The sequence below is a fragment of the Pseudomonas sp. S2_F07 genome (assembly GCF_054668325.1).
Genome location: NZ_CP162758.1, coordinates 2,214,031 through 2,233,770, shown reverse-complemented (window position 1 = coordinate 2,233,770; position 19,740 = coordinate 2,214,031). Strand labels below are relative to the sequence as shown.

Sequence of the window (19,740 nt, the reverse complement as noted above, 5' to 3'; positions counted from 1 at the left end):
GGATATTTATATTCGGCCAAGCAAGAGCAGGATCAACAGCACCACCAATACGACGCCGATGATTCCGGACGGGCCGTAACCCCAACTTCTGGAGTGCGGGAAGACCGGTAAACCACCGATCAGTAACAGGATCAGAATGATGATCAGTATTGTGCCCATGTCTATTTCCTTGTCGAAAATGCAGTGGATTGACCATGCCAATCAAGGTCAGCTGGAATGAAGTAGATTCGAGCTGCTTAAAAATTCCGACTCTTGCGGTTGCAGGAAAATTCCAAGTTTTTTTGAAGTATTTCGGACGGGTTCTTATTTCTTTTGTAGTTGCCTTGGTTGCGTCTGGCGCTCCCGCAGTTTGCTCGGGCCATTCAGCAATCTGATGGAGCGTGGGTCGGGCAATTTCCTTCGCTACACTCGGTGCATCTTCCGAGAACAACAAGGCTGTTTGCTATGCAAAATCGCATGATGATCACTGGTGCAGGCTCTGGCCTGGGTCGCGAAATCGCGCTGCGCTGGGCGCGTGAAGGCTGGCAACTGGCCTTGTCGGACGTTAGCGAGCCCGGCTTGCAGGAAACCCTCAAGCTGGTCCGCGAAGCGGGCGGCGACGGTTTTATCCAGCGTTGCGACGTACGCGATTACAGCCAGTTGACTGCGTTCGCCCAGGCCTGCGAGGTCAAGCTCGGCGGCATCGATGTCATCGTCAATAACGCGGGTGTAGCGTCTGGAGGGTTTTTCAGTGAGTTGTCCCTGGAGGACTGGGACTGGCAGATCGCGATCAACCTGATGGGCGTGGTCAAGGGCTGCAAGGCTTTCCTGCCACTGCTGGAAAAAAGCAAAGGTAAAATCATCAACATCGCGTCCATGGCGGCGCTGATGCAAGGCCCGGCGATGAGCAACTACAACGTGGCCAAGGCGGGCGTGGTGGCGTTGTCCGAAAGCCTGCTGATCGAGCTGGCGCATCAGGAAGTCGGCGTGCATGTGGTGTGTCCGTCGTTCTTCCAGACCAACCTGCTGGACTCCTTCCGCGGCCCGACTCCGGCCATGAAAGCCCAGGTCGGCAAGTTGCTGGAAAGCTCGCCGATCAGCGCCGCCGACATCGCCGACTACATCTATCGGCAGGTCGCCGCCGGCGAGTTCATGATCCTGCCCCACGAGCAGGGACGCATGGCCTGGGCGATCAAGCAGAAGAACCCGCAATTGCTCTACAACGAAATGACCGCCATGGCCGACAAAATGCGCGCCAAGGCCAGGCAATCGGCAAGCTGATCTTGCCCGCAGGCAATGCTGTGGTTAGGGTGGCCGCCATCGGCCATCCTCGCGAGACGCTTGCATGCTCAATTACCTGTGGTTTTTCCTCGCCGCGCTGTTCGAAATTGCCGGTTGTTTTGCCTTCTGGATGTGGTTGCGCCAGGGTAAAAGCATGTGGTGGGTGGTGCCGGCGCTCCTGAGCCTGACCCTGTTTGCCCTGCTGCTGACCCGGATCGAAGCCACCTACGCCGGCCGCGCCTATGCCGCTTACGGAGGCATCTACATCATTGCCTCGATCGGCTGGTTGGCCGTGGTCGAGCGGATTCGCCCCCTGGGTTCGGACTGGCTCGGCGTGGCGCTGTGTGTGATCGGCGCGAGCATCATTCTGTTCGGGCCTCGATTCTCCGTGTCCTGACAGACCAGCCCCTACATTCAATCGGCCTGTCAGACCTTTCCGTAAGTGCCGTACGTCAAGGGCTGTCAGTCCGGTCTGGTTTGCTGTCGGAGCATTGTGGGTGTACGTCGGGCCGGGCATCTTCAAGGGCCAGAAACCCCTGAAGGACACTCCTCATGCTCGTACTCACTCGTGTTGTGGGCGAAACCATTTCCATCGGTGACAACATTACCGTGCGCGTTCTCGCGATCAATGGAAACAACATTCGCTTTGGCGTCGAAGCGCCCCGGGACGTCAACGTGCACCGCTGCGAAATCTACGAACGCATCCAGAAAAAACTGGCGAAAACCAAGGGGCGCTGAAGACTTCAGTCAAACAGGTGTTTGGGCACGTCGTGCTTGAGCATCAGTTGGCACTGCTCGCTTTCCGGGTCGAAGACAATCAGTGCCTGGCCCTTGGTCAGCGCCTGGCGCACGCGCAGTACACGGGTTTCCAGGGGCGTGTCGTCACCATTGTCCGTGCCGTCGCGGGTCACGAAATCCTCGATCAGGCGGGTGAGGGTGTCGACTTGGAGTTGGTCGTGGGGGATCAGCATAGGCACCTCGGTTGGATCAATGGCGCGATGCTACGGCGATTGGCCGGTATCGGCTAGCCTGGGATTTGATGTCGTCTGCTCTGACGCCATCGCGAGCAAGCTCGCTCCCACAGGGTTCAGTGGCGAACCGGGTAATTGTGTTCACCACCGATCAACTGTGGGAGCGAGCTTGCTCGCGATGGCGATCTCTCCAGCAACAAAAAAACCGGATCAGCTCTCCGAACGCTGCCCCACCAGGCTGTCCACCGACGGTACCCGCGTGTCGCTTTCCATCTGAGTGTCATGTTCGAGCTGATGGCTGAAGCGATCCAGTGAGCCCTTGGCCGGTTGTGCATCGCTGGCAAACACGGGCGGGCTGAGGATGTACGCACCGAGCAGGCGGCTCAGGGCGGCGAGGCTGTCGATGTGAGTGCGCTCGTAACCGTGGGTGGCATCGCAGCCGAAGGCGAGCAGGGCGGTGCGAATATCGTGGCCGGCGGTGACCGCCGAGTGTGCGTCGCTGAAGTAGTAGCGGAACAGGTCCCGGCGTGCCGGCAACTCGTTGTCGCTGGCCAGGCGCAAGAGGTGGCGCGACAGGTGATAGTCATAGGGCCCGCCGGAATCCTGCATCGCGATGCTCACCGCGTGCTCGCTGGAGTGTTGGCCTGGCGCGACCGGTGCGATGTCGATGCCGACGAACTCACTGACATCCCAGGGCAGCGCCGCCGCCGCGCCGCTGCCGGTTTCTTCGGTGATGGTGAACAGCGGATGGCAGTCGATCATCAGTTCTTCGCCACTGTCGACGATGGCCTTGAGCGCCGCCAGCAGTGCGGCCACCCCGGCCTTGTCGTCGAGGTGACGGGCACTGATGTGGCCGCTTTCGGTGAACTCCGGCAGCGGGTCGAAGGCGACGAAATCGCCGACGCTGATGCCCAGCGACTCGCAGTCGGCACGGGTGGCGCAGTAGGCGTCCAGGCGCAACTCGATGTGATCCCAACTGATTGGCATCTCATCCACGGCGGTATTGAATGCGTGCCCGGAAGCCATCAGCGGCAAGACGCTGCCACGGATCACACCACTGTCGGTAAACAGGCTGACCCGGCTGCCCTCGGCAAAACGGCTGGACCAGCAGCCGACGGGCGCGAGGGTCAGGCGGCCGTTGTCTTTCACTGCACGTACCGCCGCGCCGATGGTGTCCAGGTGGGCGGAAACGGCGCGGTCGGGGCTGTTCTTCTTGCCCTTGAGCGTGGCGCGGATGGTGCCGCGACGGGTCAGCTCGAAGGGAATGCCCAGTTCTTCAAGGCGTTCGGCGACGTAGCGCACGATGGTGTCGGTGAACCCGGTGGGGCTGGGAATGGCGAGCATTTCCAGCAGCACTTTTTGCAGGTAACCGAGGTCCGGCTCGGGGATTTTGCTGGTCATGGAAACTCCTGATTGGTTATCGCCTGTTCGGCCGCCTTCGCGAGCAAGCCCGCTCCCACAGGGGAATGCGATCACATGTGGGAGCGGGCTTGCTCGCGAAGGGGCCAGCCCAGGCAACGCATCACTAAGAGACCACCGGCTGACTGTACGGAAACAACAGATCCACAAACCGCTCCGCTGTCGGCTGCGGTTCATGGTTGGCCAGCCCGGCTCGTTCGTTGGCTTCGATAAACACATAGTCCGGCTGGTCAGCGGCCGTCACCATCAGGTCGAGGCCAACCATGGGAATGTCCAGTGCCCGCGCGGCCCGTACCGCCGCATCCACCAGCGTCGGGTGCAGGATCGCCGTGACGTCTTCAAGCACGCCGCCGGTATGAAGGTTCGCCGTGCGTCGCACGAACAGGTGCTCACCGGCCTGCAGAATGCTGCTGTAGTCGTATCCGGCTGCACGCAAGGTGCGCTGGGTTTCCTGGTCCTGCGGGATCTTGCTTTCGCCGCCCGTGGCCGCCTGTCGCCGCCGGCTCTGGGCTTCGATCAATGCACCGATGGAGTGCTGGCCGTCGCCCACCACTTCGGCTGGCCGGCGAATGGCGGCAGCGACCACTTCAAAACCGATCACCACAATGCGCAGGTCCAGGCCTTCATGGAAACTTTCCAGCAGCACGCGGTTGTCGAAGTGGCGAGCGGCTTCTATGGCTTGCTGCACTTCCTCGATGGTGCGCAAATCCACCGCCACCCCTTGGCCCTGTTCACCATCCAGCGGCTTGACCACCACGCGCTGGTGTTCATCGAGGAAGGCCAGGTTGTCATCGGCGTTACCCGCCAGTTGCTGCGCCGGCAGGTTCAAGCCGGCAGCCTTGAGCACTTTGTGGGTCAGGCTTTTGTCCTGGCACAGGGTCATGCTGACGGCGCTGGTCAGGTCGCTCAGGGATTCGCGGCAGCGTACCCGGCGCCCGCCATGGCTGAGGGTGAACATCCCGGCGTCGGCGTCATCGACGTGCACATCGATGCCACGACGGTGTGCTTCCTCGACAATGATCCGCGCGTAGGGGTTGAACGCGGCTTCCGGGCCGGGCCCGAGAAACAACGGCTGATTGATGCCGTTCTTGCGCTTGATGGCGAAGGTCGTCAGGTTGCGAAAGCCGAGCTTGGCGTAAAGGCTTTTCGCCTGGCGGTTGTCGTGCAGCACCGACAGGTCGAGGCAGGCAAGCCCGCGACTCATGAAGTGTTCGATCAAATGCCGCACCAGCACTTCACCGACACCCGGCCGCGCACAATGCGGGTCGACCGCCAGGCACCACAGGCTGCTGCCGTTCTCCGGATCATTGAAGGCCTTGTGGTGGTTGAGGCCCATGACGCTGCCGATGACTGCGCCGCTGTCTTCGTCTTCGGCCAGCCAGTACACCGGGCCGCCCAGATGACGCGGCGTCAGCAGGGTGGCATCGATGGGCAACATGCCGCGGGCCTGATACAGCTGGTTGATCGCCTGCCAGTCGGCATCGCTTTGCGCGCGTCGAATGCGGAAACCGCGAAACACCCGGGTTGCCTGCCGGTAGTCGCTGAACCACAGGCGCAAGGTATCGGACGGGTCGAGGAACAGCTGCGTCGGCTCCAGCCCCAGTACTTGCTGGGGCGCGGCGACGTACAGGGCAATGTCCCGCTCGCCGGGTTGCTCGTTGAGCAACTCTCCGGCCAGGCTCGCGGCATCGGCAAAGGTGTGTCCGATCAGCAAGCGCCCCCAGCCGCAATGCACGGCGATCGGCGCACCGCCGAGTTCACAGCGATCCTCGGCCAGGCGTGCCTGCAAGCGTTCATAGGAGGGTGACTGGCCGCGCAACAGGCGTTGGCTGATAGCCGTGGCGTGAGGTTTCATCGGTCAGATTCCTTGTTCGCTGAGCCACAGGTTGAGGGCCGCCAGTTGCCACAGCTTCGAGCCGCGTAACGGTGTCAATTGCCCCTGTGGATCAGTCAGTAGACGGTCGAGCATCGCGGGGTTGAACAGGCCGCGATCCTGGCTGGGATCAAGCAGCAGTTCGCGCACCCATTCCAGCGTATCGCCCTGCAAATGCTTGAGGCCCGGCACCGGGAAGTAACCTTTCTTGCGGTCGATCACTTCACTGGGAATCACTTGTCGCGCGGCTTCTTTCAAGACTTGCTTGCCGCCGTCCGGCAGTTTGAAACGCCCCGGAATCCGTGCCGAGAGCTCCACCAGGCGGTAGTCGAGAAACGGCGTGCGCGCTTCCAGGCCCCAGGCCATGGTCATGTTGTCGACCCGTTTGAGCGGGTCGTCCACCAGCATCACCGTACTGTCCAGACGCAAGGCCTTGTCCACCGCCGTATCGGCACCGGGCTGGGCGAAATGGGCTTTGACGAAGTCACCGGCGGCGTCATTCGCGGTCAGCCATTTCGGTTGCACGGTGGCGGCGTAGTCGTCGTAACTGCGGTCGAAAAATGCTTCGCGGTACGCGGCATATGGATCGCTCGCGCCGTCCACTTGCGGATACCAGTGGTAACCGGCGAACAGTTCATCGGCGCCCTGGCCGCTCTGGACCACCTTGCAATGTTTGGCCACTTCCCGAGACAACAGGTAGAAGGCGATGCAGTCGTGGCTGACCATCGGTTCGCTCATGGCACGGAACGCGGCGGGCAGTTGTTCGATGATTTCCTTTTCGTCGATGCGCAGTTGGTGATGTTGCGTGCCGTAGTGTCGGGCGATCAGGTCCGAATACTGGAACTCGTCCCCGCGCTCGCCACCGGCATCCTGGAAACCGATGGAGAAGGTCGACAGATTGTCCACGCCGACTTCCCGCAACAGGCCCACCAGCAGACTTGAGTCGACGCCGCCGGACAACAGCACGCCGACATCCACTGCCGCGCGTTGGCGGATGGCGACCGCTTCGCGGGTGCTGTCGAGCACACGGTCGCGCCAGTCTTCGAGGGTCAGATCCATCTCATCGGCGTGAGGGCCATAGGGCAGGGTCCACCAGGTTTTCTGCTCGGTGCGGCCATCGGCTTCGATGCGCATCCAGGTGGCCGGCGGCAGTTTTTCGATGCCCGCCAGCAAGGTGCGCGGTGCCGGGACCACGGCGTGGAAATTCAGATAGTGATTGAGCGCCACGGGATCGAGGATCGGGCTGATGTCGCCGCCCTTGAGCAATGCCGGCAGCGCCGAGGCGAAGCGCAGGCGCTGGCCGGTGCGTGACAGGTACAGCGGTTTCACGCCGAGACGGTCGCGGGCGATGAACAGGCGTTGGGCATCGCGCTCCCAAACGGCAAAGGCAAACATGCCGTTGAGTTTTGGCAGCAAGGCTTCGCCCCAGGCGTGATAGCCCTTGAGCAAGACTTCGGTGTCGCCACCGGAATAGAAGGCGTAACCCAGGTTTTCCAGTTCCGCGCGCAGTTCCGGAAAGTTGTAGATCGCCCCGTTGAAGGCCAGGGACAAGCCCAGTTGCGGGTCGATCATCGGCTGCGCCGAGCCGTCCGACAGGTCCATGATTTTCAGGCGCCGATGGCCCAGGGCAACCGGTCCCTGGCTATGAAATCCCCAGGCGTCGGGGCCGCGAGGGGCCAGGTGGTGGGTGATTCGTTCAATGGCTGCAAGGTCTGCAGGTTGGTGATCAAAACGTAACTCGCCAGCTAATCCGCACATAAATTCCTTACCGGTTTTTCCGTTGGGGAGGGTCGATCGATACCGCACCGAAACAGCGGGTGCTCAGAAAGTGACCCTCATCGGTAAGGGGAGTTTTAGATCGATGAGTTATATGCGCGACTGGCCACGGCCGAATCGCCCGGTGAGGGCGACTTCGGCTGCTGTATCGACTACTTGCCCCGGATCAGGCGCCGCAGGGCAAACCGGTTGGGGTGACAGGCTTCAGCCACACTTCTGGGCAACGGCAGGGGTTCGTTGTCCAGCCAGGCTGCCAGCAGTTCTGCGGACAGCGGCGCGGTGATCAGGCCGCGCGAGCCGTGACCGCTGTTGATGTACAAACCGTCAAGCCATGGGCATTCGACGTCCGGTACCTGCCGTGCGTCCTTGCTTAGTGCTGCATACACCTGAGTGAACACCTGGGTATCGGCCAGCGGGCCGACGATTGGCAAGTAGTCGGGGCTGGTGCAACGAAAGGCAGCGCGACCCTGGAGACTTTCAGGTGCAAGTTTATCGGCCTGTAGACGCTCGACCAGGTCGTGGGAAATCTCTTCGAGCATGGCCAGGTTGCCCAGGTGTTCTGCCGTGGTCGGCGTCAGGTCATCGCTCTTGAAATCGAAACTGGCTCCCAGGGTATGTTCGCCCAAGCGGGCAGGGGCGACATAGCCTTCGGCACATACCACGGTGCTCAGTGCCTGGCTTTGCGGGGTTTGCGCCAGGCGGGTGATTTGCCCGCGAATGCGTTTGAGCGGCAACTCGGCGCTTTCGGGGAAACGCTGGATTTCAGCCGCGCCGGCGAGTACCACCACGGGGGCGTCGGCAAGCAATCGTTCGCCGTCCCAGGCTTGCCAACGGCCTTCAACCTTGCGCAGTTCCAGCGCATCGTGATGGGTGAGCAGTTGAATCTGTGGATGCGCAGCCTGCCACTGGCACAGCGCCGGTGGGTGGACCCAGCCGCCTTCGGGATAGAACAGGCCTCCCTGTGCCAGCCCGATACCGGCCACGGCCTGTGCCTCGGTTTGATCCAGCAGGTGCAACAAGTCCGCCGCAAACGCCGCGGCCAACTGCGCCTGACGCTCGGCCTCCTTGGCATTGAAGGCCAGTTGCAACACGCCGCAATCGTCCCAGTCGCGGCCCCGTTGCAAGTGTTCGAGCAGGCGTCGGGTGTAGCCGAATCCGCTGACGATCATTTGCGACAGCGCCGTGCCGTGGGCGGATAACTTCAGGTAGAGCACGCCCTGCGGGTTACCCGAGGCTTCCCGGGCGATGTCGTCGTGGCGCTCCAGCACTGTCACTTGCCAGCCCCGCGCGGCGAGGCTGGCGGCGCTGGCACAACCGGCCAGGCCGGCACCGATCACCAGTGCCTGGCGCTCGCCGGTCAGCGGAGTTGGGCGGGCGAACCAGGGTTTATCCAGGGCCGGAGCCGGCGTTTCCTGGGGCCAGCCGAGGAACTCGCCGCGAAGGATCTCCCATTTGTGGCCGATGCCGGGGGTGCGTTTCATCTTGAAGCCGGCGGCGTTGAGCAGGCGCCGCACCCAGCCGGTGCTGGTGAAAGTGCTGATGGATGCACCGGGAGCGGCCAGGCGAGCCAGTTCGGCAAACAGTTCGGCGGTCCACATGTCGGGGTTTTTCGCCGGGGCGAAACCGTCGAGGAACCAGGCGTCGATTCGGGCATCGAGTTGCGGCAGTTGCTCCAGTGCATCGCCGATCAGCAGCGTCAGGGTCACGCGGCCGTGGTCCAGCGTCAGGCGCTGAAAGCCCTGATGGATGGCCACGTATTGCTCCAGCAGTTGATCGGCAAACACCTTGAGTTCCGGCCATAGCGCCAGGGCCCGCTGCAAGTCGGCCGGGCTCAGCGGGTACTTCTCGACGCTGACAAAATGCAACCGCGCACCGGCCGCGGCGTGTTGCTCGAACACCTGCCAGGCGCACAGGAAATTCAGCCCGGTGCCGAACCCCGTTTCCCCGATGACCAGCCGCCCGCCTTCGGGCAAGGCCGCAAAGCGCTCCGCCAAACGGTTCTGTTCGATAAAGACGTAGCGGGTTTCGTCCAGCCCCGACTGGTCGGAGAAATACACATCGTCGAACACTCGCGAATACGGGCGACCTTGGTCGTCCCAGTCGAGTTGGGCGTGGGGCAATACAGGTTTCATGGCTGGCTCGGCAACGGCAAGGCCGCCATTCTAGCCGATCGCAGGCGTGGTGCTTGATCCGTGGCAAGACATGCATTGGCCGAGGACGGGAAAATCCCTGCTGGCCTTCAGTTCAATCCGCTAGTCTTGCTCACATCTGGAAGGGAGCCGCTCATGTTTGAATCCGCCGAAATCGATCACGCCATCGACAAAGAAACCTACGACGCCGAAATCCCGGCCCTGCGCGAAGCGTTGCTCGAAGCGCAATTCGAATTGCAGCAGCAACGCCGCTTTCCGGTGATCATTTTGATCAATGGCATCGAAGGTGCCGGCAAGGGTGAGACGATCAAGGTGCTCAACGAGTGGATGGACCCGCGCCTGATCGAGGTCCGCACCTTCGATCAGCAAACCGACGAAGAACTGGCGCGGCCACCGGCCTGGCGGTACTGGCGGATGCTCCCGGCCAAGGGGCGCATGGGGATTTTCTTCGGCAACTGGTACAGCCAGATGCTGCAGGGGCGGGTCCATGGCGAGTTCAAGGATCCGCGCCTGGACCAGGCGATCAACGGCGCCGAGCGCCTGGAAAAGATGCTTTGCGACGAAGGTGCGCTGATCTTCAAGTTCTGGTTTCACCTCTCCAAGAAGCAAATGAAGGCACGCCTCAAGGCGCTGGCCGACGATCCGCTGCACAGCTGGCGCATCAGCCCGCTGGACTGGCAGCAGTCGCAAACGTACGACAGGTTCGTGAAGTATGGTGAACGGGCGCTGCGCCGCACCAGCCGTGACTATGCACCCTGGCATGTGATCGCCGGAGCGGATGCCCACTATCGCAGCCTGGCCGTGGGACGGATTCTGCTGGCGGGCCTGCAAGGCGCATTGAAGCGACCGAAGATCCATCCGGAAAAGGTCAGCGCCGCGCCAGTGTTCCCCAGTGTCGATCAAGTGAACCTGATCGACAGCCTGGACCTGACCCTGCAGTTGGACAAAGAAGATTACGAAGAACAGCTGATCACCGAGCAGGCGCGGTTTTCCGGGTTGATGCGTGACAAACGCATGCGTCGCCACGCGTTGGTGGCAGTGTTCGAGGGCAATGACGCGGCCGGCAAGGGCGGGGCGATCCGCCGGGTAGCGGCAGCGCTTGATCCGCGCCAGTACAGCATCGTGCCGATTGCCGCGCCCACCGAGGAAGAACGGGCGCAACCGTATCTGTGGCGTTTCTGGCGGCACCTGCCGGCCCGGGGCAAGTTCACCGTGTTCGACCGCTCATGGTATGGCCGGGTGTTGGTGGAGCGCATCGAAGGTTTTTGCAGCCCGGCGGACTGGCTGCGTGCCTACGGTGAAATCAACGATTTCGAAGAGCAGCTCACCGACGCCGGTGTGATCGTGGTCAAGTTCTGGCTGTCCATCGACAAACTGACGCAACTGGAGCGCTTCGAGGCGCGCGAAAAGATTCCCTTCAAGCGCTTCAAGATCACTGAAGACGACTGGCGCAACCGTGAAAAGTGGGACGATTATCGCGGGGCGGTCGGCGATATGGTCGACCGTACCAGCACCGAGATTGCGCCATGGACCCTGGTGGAAGCCAACGACAAGCGCTGGGCACGGGTCAAGGTGCTGCGCACCATCAACCGGGCGCTGGAGCAGGCTTTCGAAAAAACCGACCGGCATGAACGCAAGCGCAAGGACAAGGATTGAGGCCATGGTTACGCATACGCGAGGTGAATGATCGTCGCGGTCGGTGAAGGGCTGGACTTATGCTCGATCCACTCTCAACCGATAACAACAATGAGGTATGCCATGCGTGAAGTGGTGATCGTCGACAGCGTGCGGACCGGCCTGGCCAAATCCTTTCGCGGTAAATTCAACATGACCCGCCCGGACGACATGGCGGCACACTGTGTCGATGCGCTGTTGGCGCGCACCGGAATCGATCCGGCGAGCGTCGAGGACTGCATCGTCGGCGCCGGCTCCAACGAAGGCGCCCAGGGTTTCAATATCGGTCGCAACGTCGCGGTGCTCTCGCGCCTGGGCATCGGCACGGCCGGCATGACCCTCAACCGGTTCTGTTCCTCGGGCTTGCAGGCGATCGCCATTGCCGCCAACCAGATCGCTTCGGGGTGCAGCGACATCATCGTCGCCGGTGGCGTCGAGTCCATCAGCCTGACCATGAAAAGCGTCAACACCGACAACCTGATCAACCCGCTGCTCAAGGAACAGGTGCCGGGCATCTACTTCCCGATGGGCCAGACTGCTGAAATCGTCGCGCGTCGGTACAACGTCAGCCGTCAGGAGCAGGACCTATACGCGCTGCAAAGCCAGCAGCGCACCGCAGAGGCTCAGGCCGCCGGGCTGTTCACTGATGAAATCGTGCCGATGGCGGTGAAGTATCGCGTCGAAGACAAGGCCACCGGTCAGGCACAGATCCTCGACGGCATCGTCGACCGCGATGACTGCAACCGCCCGGACACCACCCTGGAAAGCCTGGCCGGATTGAAACCGGTGTTCGCCGAAGATGGCTCGGTCACGGCGGGCAACTCTTCGCAGTTGTCTGACGGCGCGTCCATGACCCTGGTGATGAGCCTGGAGAAAGCGCTGGAACTGGGGCTCAAGCCGAAAGCGTTCTTCCGTGGTTTTACCGTCGCCGGTTGCGCGCCGGACGAAATGGGCATCGGCCCGGTGTTTTCGGTACCGAAACTGCTCAAGGCCAAAGGCTTGCGGATTGACGACATCGACCTGTGGGAACTCAACGAAGCGTTCGCCTCGCAGTGCCTGTACAGCCGCAACCGCCTGGAAATCGACAACGCCCGGTACAACGTCAACGGCGGCTCGATTTCCATCGGTCACCCGTTCGGCATGACCGGTTCGCGTCAGGTCGGGCATCTGGTTCGTGAATTGCAGCGACGCAATTTGCGGTATGGCATCGTCACCATGTGCGTGGGTGGCGGGATGGGGGCGACCGGGCTGTTTGAAGCGGTGCGTTAATTTTCATTGTTTTGTGTGACTTGTTAGATCGCATTCGTCGGAACGCCGCCCGGAGCAAGCCCGCTCCCACATTCAACCGTATATACCTTGAGTACTCGGTCAAATGTGGGAGCGGCGGTGCGACGATTCGACTTGCTCGCGAATGCAGACGACGCGGTTTACCGGCTCATCCATAGCCCCCTCAAAGATTACGACCCGCACAGTTTCATTCGCGGCCAGACTGAAACTGTCCCTGTGTACGCCACCGCTGCGAGCCTAGAATGACGACTCTTGTCAGTTGGCGTTGGGGTTCACATGCACATTTCATCGGGTCGCTGGGGTTACGGTCTGTTCCTGGCCTTGTTGACCGCGTTGTTGTGGGGAATCCTGCCGATCAAGCTCAAGCAAGTGTTGCTGGTGATGGACCCGGTGACGGTGACCTGGTTTCGCCTGCTGGTGTCCGGCGGCTGCCTGTTCATTTACCTGGCGGCCACCAGGCGCCTTCCCAGTCGCAAAGTGCTCGGTCCTCGTGGTGGCTGGCTGGTGCTGATGGCGGTGCTCGGCCTGGTCGGTAACTATGTGTTGTATCTGATGGGCCTGAACCTGCTCAGCCCCGGCACGGCGCAACTAGTGGTGCAGATGGGCCCGATCATGCTGCTGATCGCCAGTCTGTTTGTGTTCAAGGAGCGTTTCAGCCTGGGGCAGGGGATTGGCCTGCTGGTGCTGCTGATCGGCTTTGCGCTGTTTTTCAACCAGCGCTTGAGTGAGTTGCTCACATCGCTGACCGACTACACCGCCGGCGTGCTGCTGGTGCTGCTGGCGTCCACGGTCTGGACCTTCTATGCCCTGGGGCAGAAGCAATTGCTGACGGTGTGGAATTCGCTGCAGGTGATGATGGTGATCTACCTGTTCTGCGCGGCGCTGTTGACGCCGTGGGTGCATCCGCTCGAAGCGTTGCAATTGAACCCCTTGCAGGGTTGGTTGCTGCTGGCCTGCTGTCTCAATACCCTGATTGCCTATGGCGCGTTTGCCGAGGCCCTGGCCCATTGGGAAGCCTCTCGGGTCAGCGCGACGTTGGCCATAACGCCGTTGGTGACCTTTGCCGCGGTTGCCATGGCGGCGTGGCTTTGGCCCGACTATGTGCATGCCGAGACCATCAATGGCCTGGGATATGGCGGTGCGGTGCTGGTGGTGCTGGGGTCGGCGCTGGTGGCGTTGGGGCCTTCGTTGATTGCCGGGCTGAAGGCGCGGAAGGTGCGGATGGCCTGAAGATCAAAAGATCGCAGCCTGCGGCAGCTCCTACATGTAAATGCCTATCCCTGTAGGAGCTGCCGCAGGCTGCGATCTTTTCGCTTCACTGCAAATCTCAGCCCTTGGCCCCAGCCTCCAGCATGTTCTCCGGCCTCACCCACGCATCGAACTCTTCGTCAGTCAGATACCCTAGCTGCAGCGCCGCCTCGCGCAAGGTCAGGCCTTCGCTGTAGGCCTTCTTGGCGATCTCCGCTGATTTGTCATAGCCAATGTGCGGGTTGAGCGCCGTCACCAGCATCAGGCCACGCTCCAGGTGTTCAGCCATTTTTTCCGCATCCGGTTCCAGACCGGCCACGCAGTGCTGCTGGAAGTTGCTGCAGCCATCAGCCAGCAAACGGATCGATTGCAGCAGGTTATGGATGATCACCGGTTTGAACACGTTGAGCTGCAAGTGGCCCTGACTGGCGGCAAAGCCGATGGCGACGTCGTTGCCCAACACCTGGCAGGCCAACATCGACAGCGCTTCACACTGGGTCGGGTTGACCTTGCCCGGCATGATCGAACTACCCGGTTCATTGGCCGGTAGCCTGACTTCGGCGAAGCCGGCGCGCGGGCCGGAACCCAGAAGGCGCAAATCGTTGGCGATTTTCATCAGCGTCACGGCGAGGGTTTTCAGCGCGCCGGACAGCGTGGTCAGCGGCTCATGGCCGGCCAGCGCGGCAAACTTGTTCGGTGCCGTGATGAACGGCAATCCGGAGAGGGCGGCCAATTCCGCGGCGATGGCCTCACCGAAGCCGTGGGGTGAATTGAGCCCGGTGCCGACGGCCGTTCCGCCCTGGGCCAGCTCGCAGACCGCGGGCAGTGCGCTGCGGATCGCCCGCTCGGCGTAATGGAGTTGGGCAATGAAGGCCGATATTTCCTGTCCGAAGCTGATCGGTGTCGCATCCATCATGTGCGTACGGCCGGTCTTGACCAGTTTCATGTGGCGGGCGGCCAGCTCGGCCAGCCCGCCGGACAGTTCGCTGATCGCCGGCAGCAAGTGCTGTTGCACCGCCTGGACGGCGGCGATGTGCATGGCGGTGGGGAAGCTGTCGTTGGAGCTCTGGGAACGATTGACGTGATCGTTGGGGTGCACCGGGGACTTGCCGCCACGGGGGTTGCCGGCCAGCTCGTTGGCGCGACCGGCGATCACTTCGTTGACGTTCATGTTGCTCTGGGTACCGCTGCCTGTTTGCCAGACCACCAGCGGAAACTGGTCGTCGTGTTCGCCGGCGAGCACTTCGTCGGCCGCCTGCTCGATCAGGCGGGCAATATCGGCGGGCACGTCGCCGTTGCGATCATTGACCCGTGCCGCGGCTTTCTTGATCAGCGCCAAGGCATGCAACACGGCCAGCGGCATGCGTTCGTTGCCGATGGCGAAGTTGATCAGCGAGCGTTGAGTCTGAGCGCCCCAATAGGCTTCATCCGGGACTTCAACCTGGCCGAGGCTGTCGGTTTCGATACGGCTCATCTTGCTCACTCCTGTAGGTCCGATTGCGCAGTTTAGGCCGTGATCGACGGCCGTGGTTCCATCAGTCTGAATTTGACCATTGAACCCCTCTAAATCAGGTGCGACAAGGCTTGGGGTTGAGCGACACACTTTTTTAGGCGCAGAATGGACGCCCTTGGGGTCTTACCTCGCCAGCTAGAAAAGGAAACTCGATGACTCGTCTTCGTGCCATCTGTACCGCCGTTGCTTTGGTCTGCGCCAGCGGCCAGGTTTTTGCCGACACCGCCAGCCATAACGCCAGTGCCGAGGCTTTCCTGACCATGGCGCACGCTGACAAACTGGGCACCCCGGTGTACATGCAAGTACAGCAGATGTTTGCCCAGCGTTTCGAACAGACCAAAGCCCCTGAGTCGAAAAAGGCCGTGCTGGAAACCTACCAGGCCAAGGCCAACGCCGCTCTGGACCAGGCCATTGGCTGGAACAAGCTGAAGCCGGACATGGTCAAGCTCTACACCACCAACTTCACCGAATCCGAGCTCAAGGACCTGGTTGCGTTCTACCAGTCGCCACTGGGCAAGAAAGTCCTGGAAAAAATGCCTCAGCTGACCCAGCAATCGGCCCAGATGACCCAGGCCAAGCTGGAAAGCGCGGTGCCGGTGGTCAACAAGCTGCTGGCTGACATGACCGCCGAGCTGACGCCGAAAGATGCGGCCGCGCCAGCCAAGAAAAAGCCTTAAGCGGAGTCCGGTATGACCATGCAACAACGCATCGAATCGACGCTGGGCCTGCTTCAGCCCGAGCATCTGCAAGTGCTGGATGAAAGCCACATGCACAGCCGTGGGCTGCAAACCCATTTCAAGGCCGTGGTGGTCAGTACGCAGTTCGAAGGCCTGAACCGGGTCAAGCGTCACCAGAAGGTCTACGGCACGCTCGGCGAGCTGATGGGAGAGTTCCATGCGTTGGCGCTGCATACCTACACGCCAGAGGAATGGGCCCGGATCGACGCGGCTCCGGCCTCGCCGACCTGTGCCGGTGGCAGCAAGCATTAAGCTCAAAAGATCGCAGCCTGCGGCAGCTCCTACAGGAATACGCATTCCCATGTAGGAGCTGCCGCAGGCTGCGATCTTTTTTGTTAGAATGCCCAACGCGCCGCTAACCCGGCGCGTTTTTTTTCGCATCCGGTTCACCCCTTACGAGGGTAGCCACCTGGAGATTTACCCATGACACCACAGATTGTCGTGGCGGCACTGTATAAGTTCGTCACCCTGGAAGATTACGTCGCCCTGCGCGAGCCTCTGTTGCAAGCGATGGTCGACAATGGCATCAAAGGCACCCTGCTGATTGCCGAAGAAGGCATCAACGGCACCGTGTCCGGCAGCCGCGAAGGCATTGACGGGCTGATGGCCTGGCTCAAGAACGACCCGCGCATGGATGACATCGACCATAAAGAGTCGTACTGCGATGAGCAGCCGTTCTACCGCACCAAAGTCAAACTCAAGAAAGAAATCGTCACCCTCGGCGTGGAAGGCGTGGACCCGAACAAAAAGGTCGGCACCTACGTCGATCCGCGGGACTGGAACGCCCTGATCAGCGACCCGGAAGTGTTGTTGATCGACACCCGAAACGATTACGAAGTCTCGATCGGTACCTTCGAAGGCGCCATTGACCCGAAAACCACCAGTTTTCGCGAATTTCCCGACTACATCAAAGCTAACTTCGACCCGGCCGTGCACAAGAAGGTCGCAATGTTCTGTACCGGAGGCATCCGCTGCGAGAAGGCGTCGAGCTACATGCTCAGCGAGGGCTACGGTGAGGTTTTTCACCTAAAGGGCGGCATCCTGAAGTACCTCGAAGAGGTGCCGCAGGAAGAAACCAAGTGGCAGGGCGACTGCTTCGTGTTCGACAACCGCGTGACCGTTCGTCACGACCTGAGCGAAGGCGACTACGATCAATGTCATGCCTGCCGCACGCCGGTGAGCGTGGAAGACCGCGCGTCCGAGCATTACGTGGCCGGCATCAGTTGCCCGCATTGCTGGGATAAGCTGAGTGAGAAGACCCGTCGCAGCGCGATCGACCGGCAGAAGCAGATCGAACTGGCCAAGGCTCGTAACCAGCCTCACCCGATCGGCTTCAACTACAAGCAAGCATCCTCCGAGGCCTGAACCATGTCTGCGCGCCTGCTCTATGTGATGGACCCGATGTGTTCCTGGTGCTGGGGGTTTGCCCCGGTGGCCAACGCACTGGTCGAGCAGGCGCAAGCCGCGGGTGTGGATGTGCATCTGATCGTGGGTGGTTTGCGCACCGGTAGCGGTGCGGCGCTGGAGCCGACCACCCGCCGCTACATCCTGGAACACTGGCAGGCGGTCACCGAGGCCACCGGCCAGCCCTTCAAGTTCGAGGGCGCGTTACCCGATGGCTTTGTCTACGACACCGAGCCTGCCTGCCGGGCACTGGTGACGGCGCGCGCACTGGCGCCGGATTGCGCCTGGAAGTTGCTCGGGCTGATCCAGCATGCGTTTTATGTCGAAGGCCGGGACGTCACCCGCGCCAGCGTGCTGGTGGAACTGGCCGAGCAGGCCGGCGTGCCGCGTATCGAGTTCGCCGCCGCTTTCGACCGTGCCGACATGCACACGGCGACTGAAGCCGATTTCACCTGGGTCCAGGACCTGGGCATTGCCGGTTTCCCCACTCTGTTGGCCGAGCGTAACGGCCAACTGGCGTTATTGACCAATGGCTATCAGCCGTTGAGCGAGTTGTCCGCGCTGCTCGGCCGCTGGCTGGAGCGTGCTGCCTGTGCATGACTTGCCTGATGATGTCGCACCCGCTAAACGTGTCGACCGTCTGAGCTGGGCGGAAATCCGCCGCCTGGCCCTGCATCACAAGAAATCCCTGTGGATCGCCAACGGCGTGGCCGTGCTGGCGACCTTGTGCAGCGTGCCGATCCCCTTGCTCCTGCCGTTGCTGGTGGACGAGGTGTTGCTGGGGCATGGTGATGCCGCGCTGAAGATCATGAACCATGTGCTGCCCGAAGGCTGGCAGAAGGCCGCGGGTTACATCGGGCTGATGCTGGTGGTGACCTTGACCCTGCGTTGCTCGGCGTTGCTGTTCAACGTGGTGCAGGCGAAATTATTCGCCGGGCTGGCCAAGGACATCGTCTATCGCATTCGCATACGCCTGATCGAGCGTCTCAAGCGTATCTCCCTGGGCGAGTACGAAAGCCTGGGCAGCGGCACGGTGACCACGCATCTGGTCACCGACCTGGATACGCTGGACAAATTCGTCGGCGAAACCCTCAGCCGTTTCCTCGTGGCCATGCTGACCCTGGTCGGCACGGCGGGCATTCTGATGTGGATGCACTGGAAACTGGCATTGCTGATTCTGCTGTTCAACCCGCTGGTGATCTACGCCACGGTGCAGTTGGGCAAGCGGGTCAAGCACCTGAAGAAACTCGAGAACGACAGCACTTCGCGCTTTACCCAGGCACTGACCGAAACGCTGGATGCCATCCAGGAAGTTCGCGCCGGCAACCGCCAGGGGTTTTTCCTCGGTCGCCTGGGGCAACGCGCCCGGGACGTGCGTGACTATGCGGTGAATTCGCAATGGAAAACCGATGCGTCGAACCGTGCCAGCGGTTTGCTGTTCCAGTTCGGCATCGATATTTTCCGGGCTGCGGCGATGCTCACCGTGCTGTTTTCCGACCTTTCAATCGGCCAGATGCTCGCGGTGTTCAGCTACCTGTGGTTCATGATCGGTCCGGTTGAGCAACTGCTGAACCTGCAATATGCCTACTACGCTGCCGGCGGTGCGCTGTCGCGGATCAACGAACTGCTGTCCCGGGCCGATGAGCCCGAATACCCGGGCGGCGTCGACCCTTTCGCCGGTCGCGAGACGGTCGGGCTTGAAGTACAAGGGTTGAGCTTCGGTTACGGTGATGAACTGGTCCTGAACCAGATGAACCTGTCTATTGCCCCCGGCGAAAAGGTCGCGATCGTCGGCGCCAGTGGCGGTGGCAAGAGCACGCTGGTGCAACTGCTGCTGGGCTTGTACACGCCGTTGGCCGGAACCATTCGCTTCGGCGGTTCGACCCAGCAGGAGATCGGCCTGGAAACGGTGCGGGAAAATGTTGCCGTGGTCCTGCAACATCCAGCGCTGTTCAACGACACCATCCGGGCCAACCTGACCATGGGTCGCGAACGCAGTGACGAGGCCTGCTGGCAGGCACTGGAAATCGCCCAGTTGCACGGCACCGTCCGGGACTTGCCCAATGGCCTGGACAGTATCGTCGGGCGTTCCGGGGTGCGGTTGTCCGGCGGGCAACGTCAACGCCTGGCCATCGCCCGGATGGTACTGGCCGAACCCAAGGTGGTGATCCTCGACGAAGCCACCTCCGCGCTGGACGCCGCCACCGAATACAATCTGCACCAGGCACTGGCGCGTTTCCTGAGCAACCGCACCACGTTGATCATCGCCCATCGTCTTTCGGCGGTAAAACAGGCTGACCGTGTGCTGGTGTTCGACGGCGGGCAAGTTGCCGAAGACGGCGACCACCAGCAACTGATCGCCGAGGGTGGGCTGTACGCCAAGCTGTATGGGCATTTGCAGCGGTTGTAGGAGATGACATCAAAGTTG

The 19,740-nt window shown here is 61.5% G+C and carries 19 protein-coding genes; 12 read left to right on the top strand and 7 right to left on the bottom strand.

What is annotated here, in order from left to right:
* Window positions 1-6: 6 nt before the first annotated feature.
* A complete protein-coding gene (locus AB4O40_RS09855) occupies window positions 7-165 on the bottom strand; it encodes a DUF3309 family protein (protein WP_172435350.1) in 159 nt (52 codons plus the stop codon).
* Between the two features lie 29 nt (window positions 166-194).
* On the opposite strand from AB4O40_RS09855, the gene AB4O40_RS09850 reads away from it, so the two are divergent.
* The 4 genes from AB4O40_RS09850 to csrA all read left to right on the top strand — a co-directional run bounded on the left by AB4O40_RS09850 (window position 195) and on the right by csrA (window position 1,998).
* Window positions 195-374 carry a hypothetical protein gene (locus AB4O40_RS09850; protein ID WP_156385853.1) on the top strand — a complete coding sequence of 60 codons (180 nt, stop codon included), beginning with the start codon at window positions 195-197 and terminating at the stop codon, window positions 372-374.
* A gap of 70 nt (window positions 375-444) precedes the next feature.
* On the top strand, window positions 445-1,260 hold the full coding sequence (locus tag AB4O40_RS09845; protein WP_008048965.1) for an SDR family oxidoreductase: 816 nt from the start codon (window positions 445-447) through the stop codon (window positions 1,258-1,260).
* A gap of 64 nt (window positions 1,261-1,324) precedes the next feature.
* On the top strand, window positions 1,325-1,657 hold the full coding sequence (locus tag AB4O40_RS09840; RefSeq protein WP_056727186.1) for a YnfA family protein: 333 nt from the start codon (window positions 1,325-1,327) through the stop codon (window positions 1,655-1,657).
* A 155-nt stretch (window positions 1,658-1,812) separates the two neighbouring features.
* A complete protein-coding gene (gene csrA, locus AB4O40_RS09835) occupies window positions 1,813-1,998 on the top strand; it encodes a carbon storage regulator CsrA (RefSeq protein WP_409078920.1) in 186 nt (61 codons plus the stop codon).
* Between the two features lie 5 nt (window positions 1,999-2,003).
* On the opposite strand, the gene AB4O40_RS09830 is transcribed toward csrA, so the two are convergent.
* The 5 genes from AB4O40_RS09830 to mnmC all read right to left on the bottom strand — a co-directional run bounded on the left by AB4O40_RS09830 (window position 2,004) and on the right by mnmC (window position 9,431).
* On the bottom strand, window positions 2,004-2,231 hold the full coding sequence (locus AB4O40_RS09830; protein ID WP_056727184.1) for a YheU family protein: 228 nt from the start codon (window positions 2,229-2,231) through the stop codon (window positions 2,004-2,006).
* Window positions 2,232-2,441: 210 nt separating this feature from the next.
* A complete protein-coding gene (locus tag AB4O40_RS09825) occupies window positions 2,442-3,632 on the bottom strand; it encodes an osmoprotectant NAGGN system M42 family peptidase (protein ID WP_056727183.1) in 1,191 nt (396 codons plus the stop codon).
* A 124-nt stretch (window positions 3,633-3,756) separates the two neighbouring features.
* Window positions 3,757-5,505 (bottom strand): N-acetylglutaminylglutamine synthetase, encoded by a 1,749-nt coding sequence (gene ngg / locus AB4O40_RS09820; RefSeq protein ID WP_056727182.1) that lies wholly within the window; start codon window positions 5,503-5,505, stop codon window positions 3,757-3,759.
* A 3-nt stretch (window positions 5,506-5,508) separates the two neighbouring features.
* Window positions 5,509-7,281, bottom strand: a complete 1,773-nt coding sequence (locus AB4O40_RS09815; protein WP_460054763.1) for an N-acetylglutaminylglutamine amidotransferase — start codon at window positions 7,279-7,281, stop codon at window positions 5,509-5,511.
* Between the two features lie 170 nt (window positions 7,282-7,451).
* A complete protein-coding gene (gene mnmC / locus AB4O40_RS09810; RefSeq protein ID WP_223541103.1) occupies window positions 7,452-9,431 on the bottom strand; it encodes a bifunctional tRNA (5-methylaminomethyl-2-thiouridine)(34)-methyltransferase MnmC2/FAD-dependent 5-carboxymethylaminomethyl-2-thiouridine(34) oxidoreductase MnmC1 in 1,980 nt (659 codons plus the stop codon).
* A gap of 153 nt (window positions 9,432-9,584) precedes the next feature.
* Here mnmC and pap point away from each other — a divergent pair, with 153 nt between their 5' ends.
* The 3 genes from pap to AB4O40_RS09795 all read left to right on the top strand — a co-directional run bounded on the left by pap (window position 9,585) and on the right by AB4O40_RS09795 (window position 13,640).
* On the top strand, window positions 9,585-11,105 hold the full coding sequence (pap, locus tag AB4O40_RS09805; protein WP_056727179.1) for a polyphosphate:AMP phosphotransferase: 1,521 nt from the start codon (window positions 9,585-9,587) through the stop codon (window positions 11,103-11,105).
* A 102-nt stretch (window positions 11,106-11,207) separates the two neighbouring features.
* On the top strand, window positions 11,208-12,392 hold the full coding sequence (locus AB4O40_RS09800) for a thiolase family protein (RefSeq protein WP_056727178.1): 1,185 nt from the start codon (window positions 11,208-11,210) through the stop codon (window positions 12,390-12,392).
* 294 nt (window positions 12,393-12,686) lie between these two features.
* Window positions 12,687-13,640, top strand: a complete 954-nt coding sequence (locus AB4O40_RS09795; RefSeq protein WP_409078916.1) for a DMT family transporter — start codon at window positions 12,687-12,689, stop codon at window positions 13,638-13,640.
* Window positions 13,641-13,737: 97 nt separating this feature from the next.
* Here AB4O40_RS09795 and AB4O40_RS09790 read toward each other — a convergent pair whose 3' ends face one another.
* Complete coding sequence (locus AB4O40_RS09790) at window positions 13,738-15,132, bottom strand: class II fumarate hydratase (protein WP_056727176.1); 1,395 nt, start codon at window positions 15,130-15,132, stop codon at window positions 13,738-13,740.
* 191 nt (window positions 15,133-15,323) lie between these two features.
* On the opposite strand from AB4O40_RS09790, the gene AB4O40_RS09785 reads away from it, so the two are divergent.
* The 5 genes from AB4O40_RS09785 (at window position 15,324) to AB4O40_RS09765 (ending at window position 19,722) form a co-directional block, all read left to right on the top strand.
* Entirely contained in the window at window positions 15,324-15,848 is a 525-nt protein-coding gene (locus AB4O40_RS09785; RefSeq protein WP_046042584.1) for a DUF2059 domain-containing protein, read from the top strand.
* Window positions 15,849-15,860: 12 nt separating this feature from the next.
* Window positions 15,861-16,160: a BolA family protein gene (locus tag AB4O40_RS09780; protein WP_056727175.1), complete on the top strand. Its 300-nt coding sequence runs from the start codon at window positions 15,861-15,863 to the stop codon at window positions 16,158-16,160.
* 171 nt (window positions 16,161-16,331) lie between these two features.
* A complete protein-coding gene (gene trhO / locus AB4O40_RS09775; RefSeq protein WP_056727174.1) occupies window positions 16,332-17,273 on the top strand; it encodes an oxygen-dependent tRNA uridine(34) hydroxylase TrhO in 942 nt (313 codons plus the stop codon).
* A gap of 3 nt (window positions 17,274-17,276) precedes the next feature.
* Window positions 17,277-17,912: a DsbA family protein gene (locus AB4O40_RS09770; protein ID WP_056727173.1), complete on the top strand. Its 636-nt coding sequence runs from the start codon at window positions 17,277-17,279 to the stop codon at window positions 17,910-17,912.
* Window positions 17,905-19,722 carry an ABC transporter ATP-binding protein gene (locus tag AB4O40_RS09765; protein WP_056727172.1) on the top strand — a complete coding sequence of 606 codons (1,818 nt, stop codon included), beginning with the start codon at window positions 17,905-17,907 and terminating at the stop codon, window positions 19,720-19,722. The genes AB4O40_RS09770 and AB4O40_RS09765 overlap by 8 nt, the downstream gene beginning before the upstream one ends.
* Window positions 19,723-19,740: the final 18 nt, after the last annotated feature.

What these genes read in the sequence shown, in the direction of transcription:
- AB4O40_RS09850 (WP_156385853.1), top strand. Translation starts at nt 195, where the DNA reads ATGCCAATCAAGGTCAGCTGGAATGAAGTAGATTCGAGCTGCTTAAAA.
- AB4O40_RS09845 (WP_008048965.1), top strand. Translation starts at nt 445, where the DNA reads ATGCAAAATCGCATGATGATCACTGGTGCAGGCTCTGGCCTGGGTCGC.
- AB4O40_RS09840 (WP_056727186.1), top strand. Translation starts at nt 1,325, where the DNA reads ATGCTCAATTACCTGTGGTTTTTCCTCGCCGCGCTGTTCGAAATTGCC.
- csrA (WP_409078920.1), top strand. Translation starts at nt 1,813, where the DNA reads ATGCTCGTACTCACTCGTGTTGTGGGCGAAACCATTTCCATCGGTGAC.
- AB4O40_RS09830 (WP_056727184.1), bottom strand. Translation starts at nt 2,231, where the DNA reads ATGCTGATCCCCCACGACCAACTCCAAGTCGACACCCTCACCCGCCTG.
- AB4O40_RS09825 (WP_056727183.1), bottom strand. Translation starts at nt 3,632, where the DNA reads ATGACCAGCAAAATCCCCGAGCCGGACCTCGGTTACCTGCAAAAAGTG.
- ngg (WP_056727182.1), bottom strand. Translation starts at nt 5,505, where the DNA reads ATGAAACCTCACGCCACGGCTATCAGCCAACGCCTGTTGCGCGGCCAG.
- AB4O40_RS09815 (WP_460054763.1), bottom strand. Translation starts at nt 7,281, where the DNA reads ATGTGCGGATTAGCTGGCGAGTTACGTTTTGATCACCAACCTGCAGAC.
- mnmC (WP_223541103.1), bottom strand. Translation starts at nt 9,431, where the DNA reads ATGAAACCTGTATTGCCCCACGCCCAACTCGACTGGGACGACCAAGGT.
- pap (WP_056727179.1), top strand. Translation starts at nt 9,585, where the DNA reads ATGTTTGAATCCGCCGAAATCGATCACGCCATCGACAAAGAAACCTAC.
- AB4O40_RS09800 (WP_056727178.1), top strand. Translation starts at nt 11,208, where the DNA reads ATGCGTGAAGTGGTGATCGTCGACAGCGTGCGGACCGGCCTGGCCAAA.
- AB4O40_RS09795 (WP_409078916.1), top strand. Translation starts at nt 12,687, where the DNA reads ATGCACATTTCATCGGGTCGCTGGGGTTACGGTCTGTTCCTGGCCTTG.
- AB4O40_RS09790 (WP_056727176.1), bottom strand. Translation starts at nt 15,132, where the DNA reads ATGAGCCGTATCGAAACCGACAGCCTCGGCCAGGTTGAAGTCCCGGAT.
- AB4O40_RS09785 (WP_046042584.1), top strand. Translation starts at nt 15,324, where the DNA reads ATGACTCGTCTTCGTGCCATCTGTACCGCCGTTGCTTTGGTCTGCGCC.
- AB4O40_RS09780 (WP_056727175.1), top strand. Translation starts at nt 15,861, where the DNA reads ATGACCATGCAACAACGCATCGAATCGACGCTGGGCCTGCTTCAGCCC.
- trhO (WP_056727174.1), top strand. Translation starts at nt 16,332, where the DNA reads ATGACACCACAGATTGTCGTGGCGGCACTGTATAAGTTCGTCACCCTG.
- AB4O40_RS09770 (WP_056727173.1), top strand. Translation starts at nt 17,277, where the DNA reads ATGTCTGCGCGCCTGCTCTATGTGATGGACCCGATGTGTTCCTGGTGC.